The organism is Mycobacterium kyogaense (assembly GCF_003254575.1).
GTDB lineage: Bacteria > Actinomycetota > Actinomycetes > Mycobacteriales > Mycobacteriaceae > Mycobacterium > Mycobacterium kyogaense.
The window spans coordinates 13,864-31,120 of the sequence record NZ_QJUA01000015.1; the positions used below are offsets into that span (position 1 = coordinate 13,864).

The 17,257-nt window shown below is 68.8% G+C and carries 14 protein-coding genes; 9 read left to right on the forward strand and 5 right to left on the reverse strand.

The window, feature by feature from the left end:
• Positions 1 to 53: 53 nt before the first annotated feature.
• The gene (glgB, locus tag DMB80_RS12645) at positions 54 to 2,276 is read right to left on the reverse strand and encodes a 1,4-alpha-glucan branching protein GlgB (RefSeq protein ID WP_111510177.1); all 2,223 of its coding nucleotides are present in this window, start codon (positions 2,274 to 2,276) and stop codon (positions 54 to 56) included.
• 4 nt (positions 2,277 to 2,280) lie between these two features.
• Positions 2,281 to 4,374, reverse strand: a complete 2,094-nt coding sequence (locus DMB80_RS12650) for an alpha-1,4-glucan--maltose-1-phosphate maltosyltransferase (RefSeq protein WP_111510178.1) — start codon at positions 4,372 to 4,374, stop codon at positions 2,281 to 2,283.
• 206 nt (positions 4,375 to 4,580) lie between these two features.
• On the opposite strand from DMB80_RS12650, the gene glgP reads away from it, so the two are divergent.
• Complete coding sequence (glgP, locus tag DMB80_RS12655) at positions 4,581 to 7,211, forward strand: alpha-glucan family phosphorylase (RefSeq protein ID WP_111510179.1); 2,631 nt, start codon at positions 4,581 to 4,583, stop codon at positions 7,209 to 7,211.
• Between the two features lies 1 nt (position 7,212).
• Here the strand turns inward: glgP and DMB80_RS12660 are convergent, their stop codons facing one another.
• The 3 genes from DMB80_RS12660 to DMB80_RS12670 form a co-directional block, all read right to left on the reverse strand.
• Positions 7,213 to 8,649 (reverse strand): neutral zinc metallopeptidase, encoded by a 1,437-nt coding sequence (locus DMB80_RS12660; protein ID WP_048423792.1) that lies wholly within the window; start codon positions 8,647 to 8,649, stop codon positions 7,213 to 7,215.
• Positions 8,650 to 8,731: 82 nt separating this feature from the next.
• Positions 8,732 to 10,723 carry an ATP-dependent DNA helicase gene (locus tag DMB80_RS12665; RefSeq protein ID WP_111510180.1) on the reverse strand — a complete coding sequence of 664 codons (1,992 nt, stop codon included), beginning with the start codon at positions 10,721 to 10,723 and terminating at the stop codon, positions 8,732 to 8,734.
• A gap of 4 nt (positions 10,724 to 10,727) precedes the next feature.
• Positions 10,728 to 12,074, reverse strand: coding sequence for a nicotinate phosphoribosyltransferase (locus DMB80_RS12670; protein WP_276131539.1), 1,347 nt, complete (start codon positions 12,072 to 12,074; stop codon positions 10,728 to 10,730).
• Between the two features lie 53 nt (positions 12,075 to 12,127).
• Between DMB80_RS12670 and clpS the strand changes: the two genes are divergently transcribed.
• The 8 genes from clpS to murI are packed head-to-tail and all read left to right on the forward strand — an operon-like array spanning position 12,128 to position 17,254.
• On the forward strand, positions 12,128 to 12,430 hold the full coding sequence (gene clpS / locus DMB80_RS12675; protein WP_046361410.1) for an ATP-dependent Clp protease adapter ClpS: 303 nt from the start codon (positions 12,128 to 12,130) through the stop codon (positions 12,428 to 12,430).
• Between the two features lie 7 nt (positions 12,431 to 12,437).
• Complete coding sequence (gene aosR, locus DMB80_RS12680) at positions 12,438 to 13,022, forward strand: oxidative stress transcriptional regulator AosR (RefSeq protein ID WP_046361411.1); 585 nt, start codon at positions 12,438 to 12,440, stop codon at positions 13,020 to 13,022.
• Positions 13,022 to 14,062 (forward strand): P1 family peptidase, encoded by a 1,041-nt coding sequence (locus DMB80_RS12685; protein ID WP_111510182.1) that lies wholly within the window; start codon positions 13,022 to 13,024, stop codon positions 14,060 to 14,062. The genes aosR and DMB80_RS12685 overlap by 1 nt, the downstream gene beginning before the upstream one ends.
• A 10-nt stretch (positions 14,063 to 14,072) precedes the next feature.
• Complete coding sequence (locus DMB80_RS12690; protein ID WP_046364613.1) at positions 14,073 to 14,486, forward strand: M67 family metallopeptidase; 414 nt, start codon at positions 14,073 to 14,075, stop codon at positions 14,484 to 14,486.
• Positions 14,487 to 14,518: 32 nt separating this feature from the next.
• The gene (locus DMB80_RS12695) at positions 14,519 to 14,791 is read left to right on the forward strand and encodes a MoaD/ThiS family protein (RefSeq protein ID WP_111510183.1); all 273 of its coding nucleotides are present in this window, start codon (positions 14,519 to 14,521) and stop codon (positions 14,789 to 14,791) included.
• The gene (locus DMB80_RS12700) at positions 14,788 to 15,750 is read left to right on the forward strand and encodes a PLP-dependent cysteine synthase family protein (protein WP_111510184.1); all 963 of its coding nucleotides are present in this window, start codon (positions 14,788 to 14,790) and stop codon (positions 15,748 to 15,750) included. The genes DMB80_RS12695 and DMB80_RS12700 overlap by 4 nt, the downstream gene beginning before the upstream one ends.
• Positions 15,741 to 16,427: a rhomboid family intramembrane serine protease gene (locus DMB80_RS12705; protein ID WP_205538651.1), complete on the forward strand. Its 687-nt coding sequence runs from the start codon at positions 15,741 to 15,743 to the stop codon at positions 16,425 to 16,427. The genes DMB80_RS12700 and DMB80_RS12705 overlap by 10 nt, the downstream gene beginning before the upstream one ends.
• Positions 16,424 to 17,254, forward strand: a complete 831-nt coding sequence (gene murI, locus DMB80_RS12710; protein WP_111510185.1) for a glutamate racemase — start codon at positions 16,424 to 16,426, stop codon at positions 17,252 to 17,254. Before DMB80_RS12705 ends, murI begins: the two co-directional genes overlap by 4 nt.
• Positions 17,255 to 17,257: the final 3 nt, after the last annotated feature.

The following is a 17,257-nucleotide window of genomic DNA, read 5'->3' on the forward strand; positions in this document are numbered from 1 at the left end:
ACCTCGAGTGAATCAGGCTCGAAACACTCGAGGTTGCGTCTGCTCGCCGGAAATCAGGCGGGTTGCTCCGGCTCGAACCACAGCGCCGCCAGGGGCGGCAGCACCATGACCGCCGATGCGGGGCGCCCGTGCCACGGCTCGTCGGTCGCTTCCACCGCGCCGTAGTTGCCGATGCCGGACCCGTGGTAGTTGTCGCTGTCGGTGTTGAGGACCTCGCGCCATGTCCCCGCGTGCGGCAAGCCGAGCCGATAGCTGCTGTGCTCGCTACCCGAGAAATTGAACACACAGGCCATCATCGAGCCGTCGTCGCCGAAGCGTAGGAAGCTCAGCACGTTGTTCGCCGAGTCGTTGGCATCGATCCACGAGTAGCCCTCGGGCTTGGTGTCCCGCGACCACAGCGCCCGACGGCTGCGGTAGATGCCGTTCGCATCGGTCATCATCCGCAGAATGCCGTCGGAGAAGCCCTGCTCGTCGAGCTGCCACCAGTCGACTCCACGCTCCTCGGACCATTCGGCGCGCTGACCGAACTCCTGCCCCATGAACAGCAGCTGCTTGCCCGGATGCGCCCACTGATAGGCCAGCAGACCGCGAATGCCGGCTGCCTTCATGTGGTCGTCGCCCGGCATGCGGCCCCACAGCGTGCCCTTGCCGTGCACCACCTCGTCGTGGCTGATGGGCAGCACGAAGTTCTCGCTGAAGGCATAGATCATCGAGAACGTGATCTCGCCGTGGTGGAAACTGCGGTGGATGGGATCGCGCTTGATGAACTCCAGCGTGTCGTTCATCCAGCCCATGTTCCACTTCATCGAAAAGCCAAGGCCGCCAAGGTTTGTCGGCCGAGTGACGCCGGGCCACGAGGTCGACTCCTCGGCGATCGTCACGATGCCGGGGTTGCTCTTGTGGACGGTCGCGTTCATCTCCTGCAGGAACTGCACGGCTTCCAGGTTCTCCCGGCCCCCGTACACGTTCGGCGTCCAGCCACCCTCGGGGCGGGAGTAGTCGAGGTAGAGCATCGACGCGACGGCGTCCACCCGCAGTCCGTCGACGTGGTACTCCTGCAACCAGTACAGCGCATTCGCGACCAGGAAGTTGCGGACCTCCGCGCGGCCGAAGTCGAAAACGTAAGTGCCCCAGTCCAACTGCTCACCACGGCGAGGATCGCCGTGCTCGTAGAGCGCCGTTCCGTCGAAGCGGCCCAGCGCCCACGCGTCCTTGGGGAAGTGGGCAGGCACCCAGTCGACGATCACTCCGATACCCGCGCGGTGCAAAGTGTCGACCAGGTGGCGGAACTCGTCGGGCGTCCCGAAACGCGAGGACGGCGCGTAGTACGAGGTCACCTGGTAGCCCCAGGAGCCGCCGAACGGGTGCTCGGCGACAGGGAGCATCTCGACGTGGGTGAATCCGTGCTCCACGAGGTAGTCAGTGAGTTGTTCGGCGAGCTCGAGATAGCTCAACCCCGGCCGCCACGAGCCCAGGTGCACCTCGTAGGTGCTCATCGGCTCGAACACCGGATTCCGGAGCGCCCGCTCAGCCATCCACTGGTCGTCGGCCCAGGTGTAGTCGCTGACGAACACCTTCGACGCCGTCTGAGGGGGGATCTCGGTGGCGAAGGCCATCGGATCGGCCCGCTCGGTGACCGCGCCGTCGGCGCCGTGCACGCGGAACTTGTAGAGGCCGTTCTCCGGGAAACTCGGCCAGAACAACTCCCACACGCCGGTGGAGCCCAGCACCCGCATCTGTGCCTCGTTGCCCCAGTGGTTGAAGTCGCCGATCACACTGACGCCTTTGGCATTCGGTGCCCACACGGCGAAGGAGACGCCGCTGACGATGCCGTCGGGAGTCTCGAACGTGCGGGGATGAGCACCCAGGATCTCCCAGAGCCGCTCGTGGCGGCCCTCGGCGAACAGGTGCAGATCCACCTCGCCGAGCGTCGGCAGGAACCGATACGGATCCGCCACGGTGTGTACGAACCCGGAGTCCTCGCCCGAGTAGTCCACCTCGAGGCGGTAGTCGATCAGATCGGTGAACGGCACCGCGACCGCGAACAGTCCGGCTTCGATGTGCTGCAGCGGATACCGCGTACCGCCGATGAGGGCGGCCACCGTCACCGCATGCGGGCGGTAGACCCGGATGACGGTGTGATCGTCGAACTCGTGGGCGCCCAGCACGGAGTGCGGGTCGTGATGTTCGCCGGCGAGCAGTCGATTCACGTCCGCGGTGTGCGGCCGCAGGTGCGGGCTGTCGATCTGTTTGGTCACATCGGACGCTTTGGCCATCTCGTCACTCCCTACGCAGTAGGTTCATTCGTTGGTCAGCCGGGACCTGGGGCATGTTGAGCACGTGCGCCACCGCGCGGGCGGGTTCCAGACGCACGTAATTGCCCTGACCCCACTGGTATTCCTCCCCGGTGATCTCGTCGCGTACCCAGAAACGCTCCTGCTGATCCATTCCCAGTGCGCCCATGTCCAACCACACCGTGCCCTCTTCGGGTCCGAACGGGTTGAGCGTCACCACGACGAGGACCTGATCGCCAGTGACCGGGTCGAACTTGCTGTACGCCAGCAACGCGTCGTTGTCGATGGGATGGAACGTGATCGTGCGGAGCTGGTGCAGCGAGGGATGCAACCGGCGAATCTCGTTGAGCCGGGTCAGGAACGGCTCGAGCGATTCACCGTCGGCCAGGGCCGCGTCGAAATCACGGGGCCGCAGTTCGTACTTCTCCGAGTCGAGGTACTCCTCACTGCCTTCCCGAACGGCGCGGTGTTCGAACAGCTCATAGCCGGAGTACACGCCCCAGGTCGGGCTCATCGTGGCCGCCAGAGCAGCGCGGATCGCGAACATGCCCGGCCCACCGTGCTGCAGGCTTTCGTGCAGGATGTCCGGCGTGTTCGGCCACAGGCTCTGCCGCGCGTAGTCGGCGTGCTCGGCGATCGACTGGCCGAATTCGATCAGCTCCCACTTCGCGGTGCGCCAGGTGAAGTACGTGTACGACTGGGTGTACCCCAGCTTGGCCAGCCCGAACAGGCGCGCCGGGCGGGTGAACGCCTCGGCGAGGAACAACACGTCGGGGTCGACGTTCTTGACCTCACCGATCAGCCAGGCCCAGAAGTTCGGCGGCTTGGTGTGCGGGTTGTCGACGCGAAAGACCTTGACGCCGTGCGACACCCAGAACTTCACGACGCGAAGGACTTCCTCGTAGAGGCCCGTCGGATCGTTGTCGAAGTTGAGCGGATAGATGTCCTGGTATTTCTTCGGCGGGTTCTCGGCGTATGCGATCGTGCCGTCGGGCAGCACGGTGAACCACTCGGGGTGCGTCTTGGCCCACGGATGGTCGGGCGCGCACTGCAGCGCGAGGTCGAGGGCGACCTCCAGCCCTTCGCCGCGGGCTGAGGCCACGAAGTCGTCGAAGTCGTCGATCGTGCCCAGGTCCGGGTGGACCGCGTCGTGCCCGCCCTCGTCGCTGCCGATCGCCCACGGCGAGCCCACGTCGTTGGGGCCGGCGGTGACGCTGTTGTTGCGCCCCTTGCGGTGCACCTTGCCGATCGGGTGGATCGGCGGCAGGTACACGATGTCGAAGCCCATGCGTGCCACCCGCGGCAACGCCTTGGTGGCTGTGGCGAAGGTGCCGTGTACCGGGTTGCCGGAGCTGTCCCAGCCGCCCGTGGACCGCGGGAAGAACTCGTACCACGAGCTGAAGCGGGCCAGGGGCCGGTCCACCCAGATGCCGTGTGCCTCGCCGCGGGTGATGAGCTCGCGCAGCGGATACTGCTCGACGAGTTCGGTGACCTCGGGGGACAGCGCGGCACCCGCGCGGTAGTACGGGTCGCCCGGGGTGCGGAGCCGTTCGGCGGCCTCCATCAGCGGGTAGCGCATCTGCCGCGGTACGCCCGTGGACGCGCGCTCGAGCAGTTTGGCGCCGACGAGCAGATCATTGGACAGTTCCGCCTCGCTCTGCCCGGCGTCGAGCTTGGCGATCACGTGGTGACGCCAGGTTGCGATGGGGTCACCCCACCCGTCGACGCGATATGTCCAGAGCCCGACCGCGTCGGGGGTGAACTGGCCGTGGAACACGTCGGGGGTGCGGCCGGTCGCCATCGGCAGGGCCGACGGGCGAATGCGCGCCGCCGACGACGTGACGACCTCCTCGATGGGGACGGGTTCGGTGGTCTTGCTGCGACCCGGTGGCTCATCGGCCAGAGCCGGATAGTTGGTGCCGTGGTAGCGGACGACCAGCGTGGCCGCGACCGCGTCGTGGCCTTCTCGCCACACCGTCGCGGTCACAGGAACCACTTCGCCGACCACCGCCTTGGCGGGGAATCGCCCGCCGGACACCACAGGCTGGACGTCGTCGATTTCGATCCGACCGGCGGTCACTCAAGCACTCCCTAATACGTTGCAGGTCGAGCGCGGCCTACGGTCTGGACCCCGGCCGCGCGCCGTCGTTGGATGGTCTGGTTCACACCTCGTCGTGCACCCTTGTCGCGCCTATACCCACCGTAGTGTCAGCCTCAACCCCGCGGGAGAGGCGAAGTGCAGCGCGTCACCCATGGGCGGGCGTCGCGGCAGTAACGTGAGGACGCGTGAAAGCTCTCCGTCGGTTCACCGTCCGCGCCCACCTCCCGCAACCGCTGGCCGCACTCGAGCGGCTGTCGATCAATTTGCGGTGGTCCTGGGACAAACCGACCCAGGATCTGTTCCAGACGATCGATCCCGAGCTGTGGAAACTCGTCGGTGCGGACCCGGTGGCGATGCTCGGTCACGTCAGCCCCGAGCGGCTGGAGGAGCTGGCCCACGACGAGCACTTCGTCGCACGCCTGGCAGCGCTGGCCGCTGATCTGGATGACTACCTGAGCCGTCCGCTGTGGTACCAGCAGCTCGCGCAGGTCAACGGCGCGGATTCCGGTAAGGCGCCGGTGCTGCCCAACGGCATCGCGTACTTCTCGATGGAATTCGGCGTCGCCGAGGTGCTGCCGAACTACTCCGGCGGGCTCGGCATCCTGGCCGGCGACCACCTCAAATCGGCCTCGGATCTCGGGCTGCCGTTGATCGCGGTGGGGCTGCACTACCGGTCGGGCTACTTCCGGCAGTCGCTGACCGCCGACGGCTGGCAGCACGAGAACTACCCGCTGCTCGACCCGCAGGGCCTGCCGCTGCGCCTGCTCACCGACGCCGCGGGGGAGACCGTCCTGGTGAGCCTCGTGCTTCCCGACTCCGCCGAGCTGTTCGCCAGAGTCTGGATCGCCCAGGTCGGCCGCATCCCGCTGCTGCTGCTCGATTCCGACATCCCCGAGAACGATCACCAGCTGCGGTCGGTGACCGACCGGCTCTACGGCGGCGACCAGGAACACCGCATCCGCCAGGAACTGTTGGCCGGCATCGGCGGCGTGCGCGCGATCCGGGCGTTCACCCAGATCGAGGGGCTGGCCGCGCCCGAGGTCTTCCACATGAACGAGGGACACGCCGGGTTCCTGGGCGCCGAGCGCATCCGCGAGCTGATCGAGGCGGGGCTGGACTTCGACACCGCGCTGACGGTGGTCCGGTCGTCCACGGTGTTCACCACCCACACCCCGGTGCCGGCCGGTATCGACCGGTTCCCGGTCGACATGGTCGCGCGGTACTTCGGCGCCGACCCCGGTGGCTCGAGCTCGCGACTGCTGCCCGGCGTCCCCGTCGAGCGCATCCTCGCCTTCGGCGCAGAGGACGACCCGACGAAATTCAACATGGCCCACATGGGCTTGCGGCTGGCGCAGCGCGCCAACGGCGTGTCACTGCTGCACGGCCGCGTGAGCCGGGAGATGTTCAACAACCTGTGGCCCGGCTTCGATCCGGCCGAGGTGCCGATCGGGTCCATCACCAACGGGGTGCACGCCCCGACGTGGGCGGCGCCACAGTGGCTGGAGCTCGGGCGGGAGTTGCTCGGCACCCAGGATCTGAGCTCGCTGCAGGAGCCCGAGACGTGGGAGCGTCTGCACGAGGTCGATCCGGGGCACCTGTGGTGGATCAGATCGCAGCTGCGGGAGGCGCTGGTACACGGCGTCCGGGACCGGGTGCGCCGGTCCTGGCTGGAACGTGGCGCTGCAGACGCCGAATTGAAGTGGATCGCAACGGCTTTCGATCCGAATGTGCTCACCATCGGGTTCGCACGCCGAGTGCCGACCTACAAGCGGCTGACCCTGATGCTGCGCGATCCCGAGCGGCTGCGGCGGCTCCTGCTCGATCCCGAGCGCCCGGTTCAGCTCATCGTCGCCGGCAAGTCGCACCCGGCGGACGAAGGTGGCAAGGCGCTGATCCAGCAGGTGGTGCGGTTCGCCGACCAGGCCGACGTCCGGCATCGCATCGCATTCCTGCCCGATTACGACATGTCGATGGCGCGCACGCTCTACCACGGCTGCGACGTCTGGCTGAACAACCCGCTGCGACCCCTTGAGGCCTGCGGCACGTCGGGGATGAAGAGCGCGCTCAACGGCGGACTCAACCTGTCGATCCGCGACGGCTGGTGGGACGAGTGGTACGACGGCGAAAACGGTTGGGAGATCCCGACAGCCGACGGACTGGCCGACGAGAACCGGCGCGACGATCTGGAGGCGGCCGCGCTGTACGACCTGCTCGAGCGAGCGGTGGCGCCGAAGTTCTACGACCGTGACGAGCGTGGCGTCCCGACCCGGTGGGTCGAGATGGTGCGGCACACCCTGCAGGTGCTCGGTCCGAAGGTGCTGGCATCGCGGATGGTGCAGGACTACACCGAGCGCTACTACCTGCCGGCGGCCCACGCTCTGCGGCAGTCGATCGAGCCCGGTGTCGCCACCGAGGGCCCGTTCGGCGCGGCCCGGGAGCTCGCGCTGTACCGGCAGAAGGTGCACAAGGCGTGGCCGAACGTTCGCGTCGTCGAGGTCGACAGCTACGGGCTGCCCGACACGCCGCTGCTCGGGTCGGAGCTGACGCTCACCGCGCGGGTCTGCCTGCAGGACCTCCGGCCCGACGAGGTGACCGTGCAGGCCGTTCTCGGACGCGTGGATACCGGTGACGCCCTGGTGAATCCGGTGACGATCCCGATGACGCATTCGGGGAAGACCGACGCCGGTGAGGACCTGTTCACCGCCAGCACGCCCCTGCCGGTCACGGGTCCGGTCGGATACACCGTGCGCGTGCTGCCCCACCACCGACTGCTGGCCGGCGACAACGAGTTGGGGCTGGTGACGCTGGCCGGGTGACTCAGCGGAAGCGGGCGAAGCAGCGGTCGGCGTCCCCTAGCACGCCCACCCGGAACGCGTCGATGCGGGAGAACCCCGACGGCACGGATTCGCCGTTGACGTCGCTGGCGGCCAACCCGTTGGTGAGCAGGCCCGACACCGCCTCGTCGACATCGCCGGCGGTCAGGGCGATCGTCGCACCGTCGGGCGTGGTGACCTGCTTCGACATCTTGACCGTCGCGACGCCGGTGAGGCACGCGGTGCGCAGTGCGGCCTCGGCGTTGTCGAGGGCCACCCCGCCGCGCTCCTGCTGAATCGCCTGCATGTAGCGCGAGACCAGAACCGAATAGGCCACGTTGTCGCCGGACGCCAGGCCGCCCTCGGCGTCCTGCGCGCCGAGTGCCGTCAACGCAGGCAGGTCCACGACGATGGTGTTGGTGGCCGGGCAGTACGACGCGGGTGGGCTCGGACGCGCGTCCGCGCACGTCTCGGCTGCCGCCGCATCGAAACTGAGCGCGGGAGGAGCCTTGGGGGAGAACAGGATTCCCATCGCGTCGACGATGGAGCGCACCGAACTCTCGTCGATCGCCAACTCGCCGGACTGGTCCTCAGGCAGCAGGACCGGAAGGTCCCCGCGCCGCTGGCCGATCTCCCGCATGTCGATTCCTGCACACGCCGCCGGGCCATCGGTGAAGCCGAACTGGAATGCCGAGATCCGTTCGAAGGCCGAGCCGTGCTCGTCGACGCCCGCCTCGGGGTCACCCTGCTGCATCAGCGGATCGCGGAACGAGATCACGCCGGCCAGGACATTGTTCAGCCCGTCTCCGGTGCTCAACGAGAACCGCGGTGACTTGTCCTCGGCCACCCAGCGCATGTAGGCACCGGCCAGGCAATCGGCCTGTTGTTCGGCGACCAGCGTCGGCGTGCCGTTGGTGGTCAGCTTGGCGGCGCGACTCACGGCGTGTCCGTACTCGTGGGCGAGCACCATCGCGACGCCGATGTCGCCGTGGGCGCGGCGCAGCCCCGGCAGCAGTTCGCCCCGGTCCCAGCCGATCGTCCTGTCGGGGTAGCAGTACGCAGCGTTGATCAGACCGAACGTGCTGTCGCCGCAGAAGGTCCCGTCGAAACCCCCTGCATCCCAGGAGATCAATTCCTTCACCGGGGTGAATCCCTCGTCGAAGGTCTCCGGAAACGCGCTCTCCCAATACTGTTCGATGTCGCTCACGGCGCTCGCCGCCAGGTTGTCGATGTCCCCGCCGTCGGTGCCTTCCACCGTGCGGCTCGGCCCCTCGGCATTCGGGCGCAAGCCGGTGGGGCCGTCGGTGGCCGGCATCCCGGCCACTGAAAACGGGTCACTGAACACCGATACGGCGTTGCCCTGCAGAGTCGTCGAGCAGGAGGCGCACAGCACGGCCCCGACACCGATCAGAACGCCCAGCACCTGCCGTGATCGCCCCATGACGCCGCCTTTCGGGTCGTTCCAGCGAGGTCGACAATAACGACCGGGCGCGTCCGCCGCCGGGCAGTCGCCGAACCTCGGGTCAGCCCGCCTCGTGCAGCCGCCGCAGCGCGGCGCGCACCGCATCACCGTCGGTGGTCGCCCAGAACGGCGGCAGCGACGATCGGAGGTAGCCGCTGTAGCGTGCGGTCGCCATCCGGGAGTCGAGTACCGCGACCACCCCGCGGTCGTCGACGCGGCGCAGCAGCCTGCCCGCGCCCTGGGCCAGCAACAGCGCGGCATGGCTGGCGGCGACAGCCATGAAGCCGTTGCCGCCCCGCGCGGCCACGGCGCGCTGACGCGCCGTCAGCAGCGGATCGTCGGGGCGGGGGAACGGTATCCGGTCGATCAGCACCAGCGACAGCGACGGACCGGGAACGTCGACGCCCTGCCACAGCGAGAGGGTGCCGAACAGTGAGGTCTGCTCGTCGGCGGCGAAGCGCGCGACCAGCGCGGCAGTGCTGTCCTCGCCCTGACACAGCACCGGGGTGGTGAGCCGGCCGCGCATGATCTCGGCGGTCGCCCGCGCGGCGCGCATCGAGGAGAACAGTCCCAGCGTGCGTCCGTCCGCCGCCTCGATCAGACCGGCGATCTCGTCGAGCTGCTCGGCCGCGCCGACGCCGTCGCGGCCCGGCGGCGGCAGGTGCGCAGCGACGTAGAGGATCGCCGACCGGGCGTGATCGAACGGCGAGCCGACATCGATCCCGCGCCAGCCGATCTCGGCCTCGGTCGAACCGGTCAACCCCCAGGCCGCGGCCATCGCGTCGAAATCTCCGCCCACGGTCAATGTCGCCGACGTGAGCACCGCGGTGGTGGGTCCGAACAGGCGGGCCCGCAGCAACCCGGCGACCGACAGCGGCGCGACCCGAAGCAATGTGCGATTGCCGGAGCGCGCGTCCTCGATGTGTTCGACCCAGACGACGTCGGTGCGGTCGGGGATCGCGGGCACGAACGAGGCGAGGATCCGGGAGGCCGTGTCAGCGACGTCGCCGAGCGCGGTCGCGGCCTCGGCGCGCGCGGTGGTGGTCTTGGGATCGTTCGGCGCGGTCTCGACTGCGGTGCGGGCGCGGCTCGCGCTGTCGCGCAGCACGCTCAGGTAACTCCCGAGCTCCTCGTCGAGGACGTCGATGCGGCCGGCACGCGCGTCGAACAGAGCGGAGGTCAACGTCGCGCAGGCGGCCTCGAAACGCTCGGCGAGCTCGGCGTCGACCACCCGGGCGGCCCGCCGCTGAGCCACCCCGAGGGCTGTCGCCGACAGTTCGGCCGTGGCCACGCCGGTCACCCTGTCCACCAGTTCGTGGGCTTCGTCGACCACCAGCAGGTCGTGTTCGGGCAGCACGTTGGCATCGCCGATCGCGTCGATCGCCAGCAGCGCGTGATTGGTGACCACGACGTCGGCGTCGGCGGCGCGGTCGCGGGCCCGCTCGGCGAAGCAGTCGCTGCCGAAGGGGCAGCGCGACACCCCGATGCACTCGCGCGCGGACACGCTGACCTGCGACCAGGCGCGGTCCGGCACACCGGGTACGACGTCGTCGCGGTCGCCCGTCTGCGTCGTGTCAGACCATGCGGTCAGGCGGGCGACGTCGCGGCCCAACGCGCTGGACGCGACGGGATTGAACAGCTGATCCTGCGGCTGATCATCACCGGCCTCTGCTGCTCCGTTGTGGATCTTGTTCAGGCACAGGTAGTTTCCGCGACCCTTGAGCAGCGCGAACTCCGGGCGTCGGGGGAGGTGCGGGGCCAGCGAATCGGCCAGCCGGGGCATGTCGCGGTCCACGAGTTGGCGTTGCAGCGCGATCGTCGCGGTGGACACCACGACGGGCCGCTCGTCAGCCAGCGCGTGGGCGATCGCGGGCACCAGATAGGCCAGCGACTTGCCGGTGCCCGTGCCGGCCTGCACGGCCAGATGCTCACCGCTGTTGAAGCTCTGCGCCACCGCTTCGGCCATCGCGACCTGGCCGTCGCGATGCGCGCCGCCGAGGGCGGAGACGGCTGCAGCGAGAAGCTCGGCGACCTCGCCGGGCCGGGTGCCCACCGCCCTACCTCCCGCGCGGGGAGATCATCCGGGTCGGGACCGCGGGTTCGCCCTTGGACAGTTTCAGCCCGTCCCAGGGCAGGCTCAGCAATCCCTGCTGCACGCGTTCGCGGCCGGAGGCGAGCGACAGATCGGCGATCACGCGTCCGTCGCGCACGAGCTCCGTCGTCACCGGCCGCGCCACGAGATCGGACGGTATGTCACCCGGCTCGTCATCGCGGGGATACACGATCTCCTCGACGATCGTGCCCGACTCCTTGGCCAGCCGCACGGCGTGTTTGCGGCCGCCGTGGGACTCCTTGCGGCTGCTGCGCTTGGCCACCGGCAGGCCGTCGACCTCGACCAGCTTGTAGACCATGCTCGCCGTCGGGGCACCCGATCCCGTCACCACCGAGGTGCCCACGCCGTAGATGTCGACCGGTTCGGCCCGCAGCGCGGCGATCGCGAACTCGTCGAGGTCGCCGGAGACCACGATCTTGGTGCCGGTGGCGCCCAGTCCGTCGAGCTGGGCCCGCACCTGGCGGGCGAGCACCCCGAGATCGCCGGAGTCGATGCGCACCGCTCCCAGCTCCGGGCCCGCCGCCTCGATCGCGTTCGCGACGCCGGTGGTGATGTCGTAGGTGTCCACCAGCAGCGTCGTCCCGACACCGAGCGCCTCGACCTGCGCTCGAAACGCCGCCTTCTCCCCGTCAGAGGCGGACTGGCCGGCGCTGCTGTGCAGCAGGGTGAACGCGTGGGCGCTGGTGCCGAGCGCGGGCACGCCGTGAGTGCGCTCGGCCTCCAGATTCGACGATCCGGTGAACCCGGCGAGATAGGCGGCGCGCGACGCGGCGACCGCGGCGGACTCGTGTGTGCGACGTGATCCCATCTCGATGAGCGGACGACCCTGCGCGGCGCTGACCATGCGGGCCGCCGCCGAGGCGATCGCGGTGTCGTGGTTGAAGATCGACAACACCAGTGTCTCGAGCAGCACACACTCGGCGAAGGTGCCGTGCACGGACAGCACGGGGGAGCCCGGGAAGTACAGCTCGCCCTCGGGATAGCCGTCGATGTCGCCGCTGAAGCGGTAGTCGGCCAGGTAGGCGAGCGTGTCGGCATCGCAGAACTTCTCGAGCGCGGCGAGCTCTGAATCGCCGAAGCTGAACTGCCGCAACGCATTCAGAAACCGTCCCGTCCCGCCGGTGATGCCGTAGCGCCGGCCGTCGGGCAACCGGCGCGCGAACACCTCGAACGAGGTGCGGCGGTGGGCGGTGCCGTCCTGTAGCGCGGCCGCGAGCATGGTCAGCTCGTACTTGTCGGTCAGCAGGGCCGGTGAGGGGTACGCAGACGGGTTCTCCGGCGACGAGGTCACCGCCCAACCGTATCGGTTCGGACCCCGGGGGCGACCCCGGTATTCTGGCACCCATGGTGACGCCGGCGAAGGCACGACCGGATACCCGCGTAGAACGTGAGGTGAGTACCGACACCGCGGCGGACACCCCGTGGGTCACGATCGTGTGGGACGACCCGGTGAACCTGATGACGTACGTGACCTACGTGCTCCAGAAGCTGTTCGGCTACAGCGAGCCGCACGCCACCAAGCTGATGCTGCAGGTGCACAACGAGGGCAAGGCCGTGGTCTCGGCCGGCTCGCGGGAATCCATGGAGGTCGACGTGTCCAAGCTCCACGCCGCCGGGTTGTGGGCGACACTGCAACAGGACCGCTGACCCGGCTGTGCGTAAGTGGAAGAGGGTCGACGGCAGTGACGGCCCGCGGTTCAGGTCGGCGCTGGCCGCACATGAGGCCGACCTGTTGTCCAGCCTGGTGACGTCGCTCCTCGGCATGCTCGACGACCGGGCCTCGTCGGCACCGGTCGACGAACTCGCCGAGATCACGGGCATCAGGACCGGCAATTCGACTGCGCCGCAAGACGATACGATGAAACGGCTACTGCCGGATTTCTACAAGCCGGCGACCGACCACCCCGCGGGTTCGGGTCCGGCCGAGAGCCTCAACAGCGCGCTGCGCAGTCTGCACGAGCCCGAGATCATCGACGCCAAGCGTGCTGCGGCGGACCGCCTGCTGGCGACGATGCCTCCCGGCGGCGGAAAGTTCGAGCTGACCGAGGACGACGCGCAGGCATGGGTGGCGGCGGTCAATGACGTGCGCCTGGCGCTGGGCACGATGCTCGAGATCGGGCCGGAAGGGCCCGACAGACTCCCCGGCGACCATCCCATGGCCGGCCATCTCGACGTGTACCAGTGGCTGACCGTGCTGCAGGACTCCCTGGTGGTCAGCCTGATGGGTGGGGGACGCTGATGGCGGGCGCGATCACCGATGTGGCGGGCATCCGCGTCGGGCACCACCACACGATCGACCCCGACGCCGCACTGGGCTCGGGGTGGGCGACCGGAACCACGGTCGTGCTGACGCCGCCGGGCACGACCGGCGCGGTCGACGGTCGCGGTGGCGCGCCGGGCACCCGCGAAACCGACCTGCTGGACCCCAGTAATTCGGTGCGGCACGTCGACGCGGTGGTCCTGACCGGCGGCAGCGCCTTCGGGTTGGCCGCCGCGGACGGCGTGATGACGTGGCTGGAGGAGCAGCAGCGTGGCGTGGCCTTGACCGGTGACGGTGCCGGCGGAGGCGGGGTGGTGCCGATCGTGCCCGCCGCGGTGATCTTCGATCTGCCCGTGGGCGGCTGGCAGTGCCGGCCGACTGCGGAGTACGGCTATCGCGCGGCCGCGGGCGCGGCCTTCGACACTGCCATCGGAACCGTCGGCGCGGGCGTCGGCGCCCGCGCGGGGGTGCTCAAGGGCGGAGTCGGGACGGCGTCGGTGACCCTCGACATCGGCGTCACCGTCGGTGCGCTGGTCGTCGTGAACTCCGCCGGCGACGTCGTCGACCCCGACACCGGACTGCCCTGGCAGGCCCGCCACATCGAGGAATTCGGTCTGGTGGCACCGCCGGCCGACCAGATCGCGGCCTATGTCGACCGGCACGGCGAACTCAGTCCGCTCAACACCACGATCGCCGTCGTGGCCACCGACGCCGCATTGAGCAAGGCGGCCTGCCGCCGCGTCGCGGTCGCCGCGCAGGACGGGCTCGCCCGCACGATCCGCCCGTGTCACACGCCGATGGACGGTGACACGGTGTTCGCGCTGGCCACCGGCGCCGTGGAGATCGAACCCGACCCCACGATCCCGGCGTCGATGTCGCCGGAGGTGCCCCTGATGACGGCGATCGGCGCCGCCGCCGCCGACGTGCTGGCCAGCGCGGTGCTTGCCGGAGTCCTGGCCGCCGACGGGATCGCCGGAATACCCACCTACCGTGGGCTGTTGCCCGGAGCGTTCGAATGAAGGAGAGCGGGTGCTGACGATTCGTGCTGACCTCGTGGCGGCGATGGTCGATCACGCGCGCGCCGACCACCCCGACGAGGCGTGCGGGGTGATCGCCGGACCCGAGGGGTCCGATCGCCCGGAGCGGTTCATCGCGATGGTCAACGCCGAGCGGTCGCCGACCTTCTACCGGTTCGACTCCGGTGAGCAGCTCAAGGTGTGGCGGGCCATGGACGACGCCGACGAGGCGCCTGTGGTGATCTATCACTCGCACACCGCCACCGAGGCCTACCCGAGCCGCACCGACATCTCGTATGCATCCGAGCCCGACGCCCACTACGTGCTCGTGTCGACGCGAGACCCCGACGAGCACGAGCTGCGCAGCTATCGCATTGTGGACGGCGTGGTCACCGAAGAGCCCGTCACCATCGTCGAGCAGTACTGACGCCAGACAACCCAGAACCGAGGAGCCCTGCCATGTCCGTGACCGTGTCCATCCCCACGATCCTGCGCACCCACACCGGCGGCGAGAAGCGGGTGTCCGCCTCAGGCGCGACCCTGCAGGCGGTGATCGACGATCTGGAAGCCAACTACTCGGGTATCACCGAGCGCCTCGTCGATAACGGCAAGCTGCACCGCTTCGTCAACATCTACGTCAACGACGAGGACGTGCGATTCTCGGGCGGCTTGAACACCGAGATCTCCGACGGGGATTCGGTGACGATCCTGCCGGCCGTGGCAGGAGGCTGATGAGGTACGACTCCCTTCTCCAAGCGCTCGGCGGTACGCCGCTGGTCGGTCTGCCGCGGCTCTCGCCGTCCTGGGATGGCGATCCGCACGTCCGGCTGTGGGCCAAGCTCGAAGACCGTAACCCGACGGGCTCCATCAAGGACCGGCCTGCGCTGCGCATGATCGAAGAGGCCGAACGCGCCGGACGTCTCCACCCCGGCGCGACGATCCTCGAGCCGACCAGTGGCAACACCGGTATCTCGCTGGCCATGGCTGCCCTCCTCAAGGGCTACAACATGATCTGCGTGATGCCAGAGAACACCTCCATCGAGCGTCGCCAGCTGCTCGAGCTCTACGGCGCTCGCATCATCTACTCCCCGGCCGAGGGCGGCTCCAATACGGCGGTGGCACACGCCAAAGAGCTTGCTGCACAAAACCCTTCGTGGGTCATGCTCTACCAGTACGGCAACCCGGCCAATGCCATCGCGCACTACGAGGGCACCGGCCCGGAACTGCTGGCCGACCTGCCCGAGATCACCCATTTCGTCGCGGGACTGGGCACCACCGGCACCCTGATGGGCACCGGTCGGTTCTTGCGCGAAAACGTCCCCGGCGTGCAGATCGTCGCGGCCGAACCCCGCTACGGGGAAGGTGTGTACGCACTGCGCAACATCGACGAGGGCTTCATCCCCGAGCTCTACGACCCCGAGGTGTTGACCACCCGATTCGCGGTCGGATCCTTCGACGCGGTGCGCCGCACCCGCGAGCTGATCCAGGTGGAGGGCATCTTCGCGGGTATCTCCACCGGTGCGATCCTGCACGCGGCGCTGGGCATGGCGGCCAAGGCCGTCAAGGCGGGGGAGCGCGCCGACATCGCGTTCACCGTCTGCGACGCCGGGTGGAAGTATCTGTCGACCGGCGCCTACGCCGGTAGCCTGGACGACGCAGAGGATGCGCTGGAAGGGCAACTATGGGCATGACGGGCACCGGCGGAGGCCCCGCCCCGACCGCGGGGCGCAATCGCCCCGGCTGGCTCGTCGGCGGGATCACCATCGTGTCGTTCGTCGTATTGCTCTGGGTCATCGAGGCTTTCGACGCCGTCAGTGGGCATCGGTTGGACAGCAACGGTATTCGGCCGTTGGAAACCGACGGGCTGGCGGGCATCCTGTTCGCCCCGCTGCTGCATTCGAACTGGGAACACTTGATGGCCAACACCGTTCCGGCGTTGGTGCTCGGATTCCTGGTGACGTTGGCCGGGCTGTCCCGCTTCGTGTTCGCCACCGCGATCATCTGGCTGGTCGGCGGTCTGGGCACCTGGCTGATCGGCAATGTCGGCGCCCAGTGCCCCTACATCGGTGTGCGCTGCGAGACCAACCACATCGGGGCGTCCGGCCTCATCTTCGGCTGGCTCACCTTCCTGATCGTCTTCGGCTTCTTCACCCGCAAGGTGTGGCAGATCGTCGTCGGCGTCGTCGTGCTCTTCCTCTACGGCAGCGTGCTGCTCGGCGTCTTGCCGGGCACCCTCGGCGTGTCGTGGCAGGGCCACCTCTGCGGTGCGCTGGCCGGGGTTCTCGCGGCCTACCTGCTGTCCGGCCCGGAGCGGCGTACACGCGCCGTCGGCAAGGGCGCTCCTGCCCCGCCGTACCTCACCCGATGAGCGCCGGATTGCCGATCGGGATCTTCGATTCCGGTGTCGGGGGTCTGACGGTGGCCCGGGCGATCATCGACCAGTTGCCCGACGAGCACATCGTCTACGTCGGCGATACGGCCAACGGGCCCTACGGTCCGCTCACGGTGCCGCAGATCCGGGAGCACGCGCTGGCGATCGGCGACGATCTCGCCGAGCGGGGCATCAAGGCGTTGGTGATCGCATGCAACACCGCGTCGTCGGCCTGCCTGCGCGATGCGCGCGAGCGCTACGCGCCGATCCCCGTCGTCGAGGTGATCCTTCCTGCCGTGCGGCGTGCGGTCAGCACCACGCGCACCGGCCGGATCGGGGTCATCGGTACGGCTGCGACCATCGCGTCGGGCGCCTACCAGGACGCCTTCGCCGCGGCGCGTGACCTCGAGGTGTTCTCGGTGGCGTGCCCGCGCTTCGTGGACTTCGTGGAGCGCGGCGTGACGAGCGGCCGGCAGGTTCTCGGCCTGGCCGAGGGGTACCTCGAACCGCTGCAGCAGGCGCAGGTCGACACGCTGGTATTGGGGTGCACGCACTATCCGATGCTGTCGGGCCTGATCCAGTTGGCGATGGGCCAGGACGTGACACTGGTGTCGAGTGCCGAGGAGACAGCAAAGGACCTGTTGCGGGTGCTGACCGAGCGCGACCTGCTGCGGCCGCACCCTGGTGTTAGCGCGCCCGCGCCGACGCGGTTGTTCGAGGCGACGGGCGATCCGGAGGCGTTCACACGGCTGGCGGCGCGTTTCCTGGGGCCGACCCTGGACGGGGTGCGCCATGTTCAGGGTCACGCTGCGACCAGGACATGATCT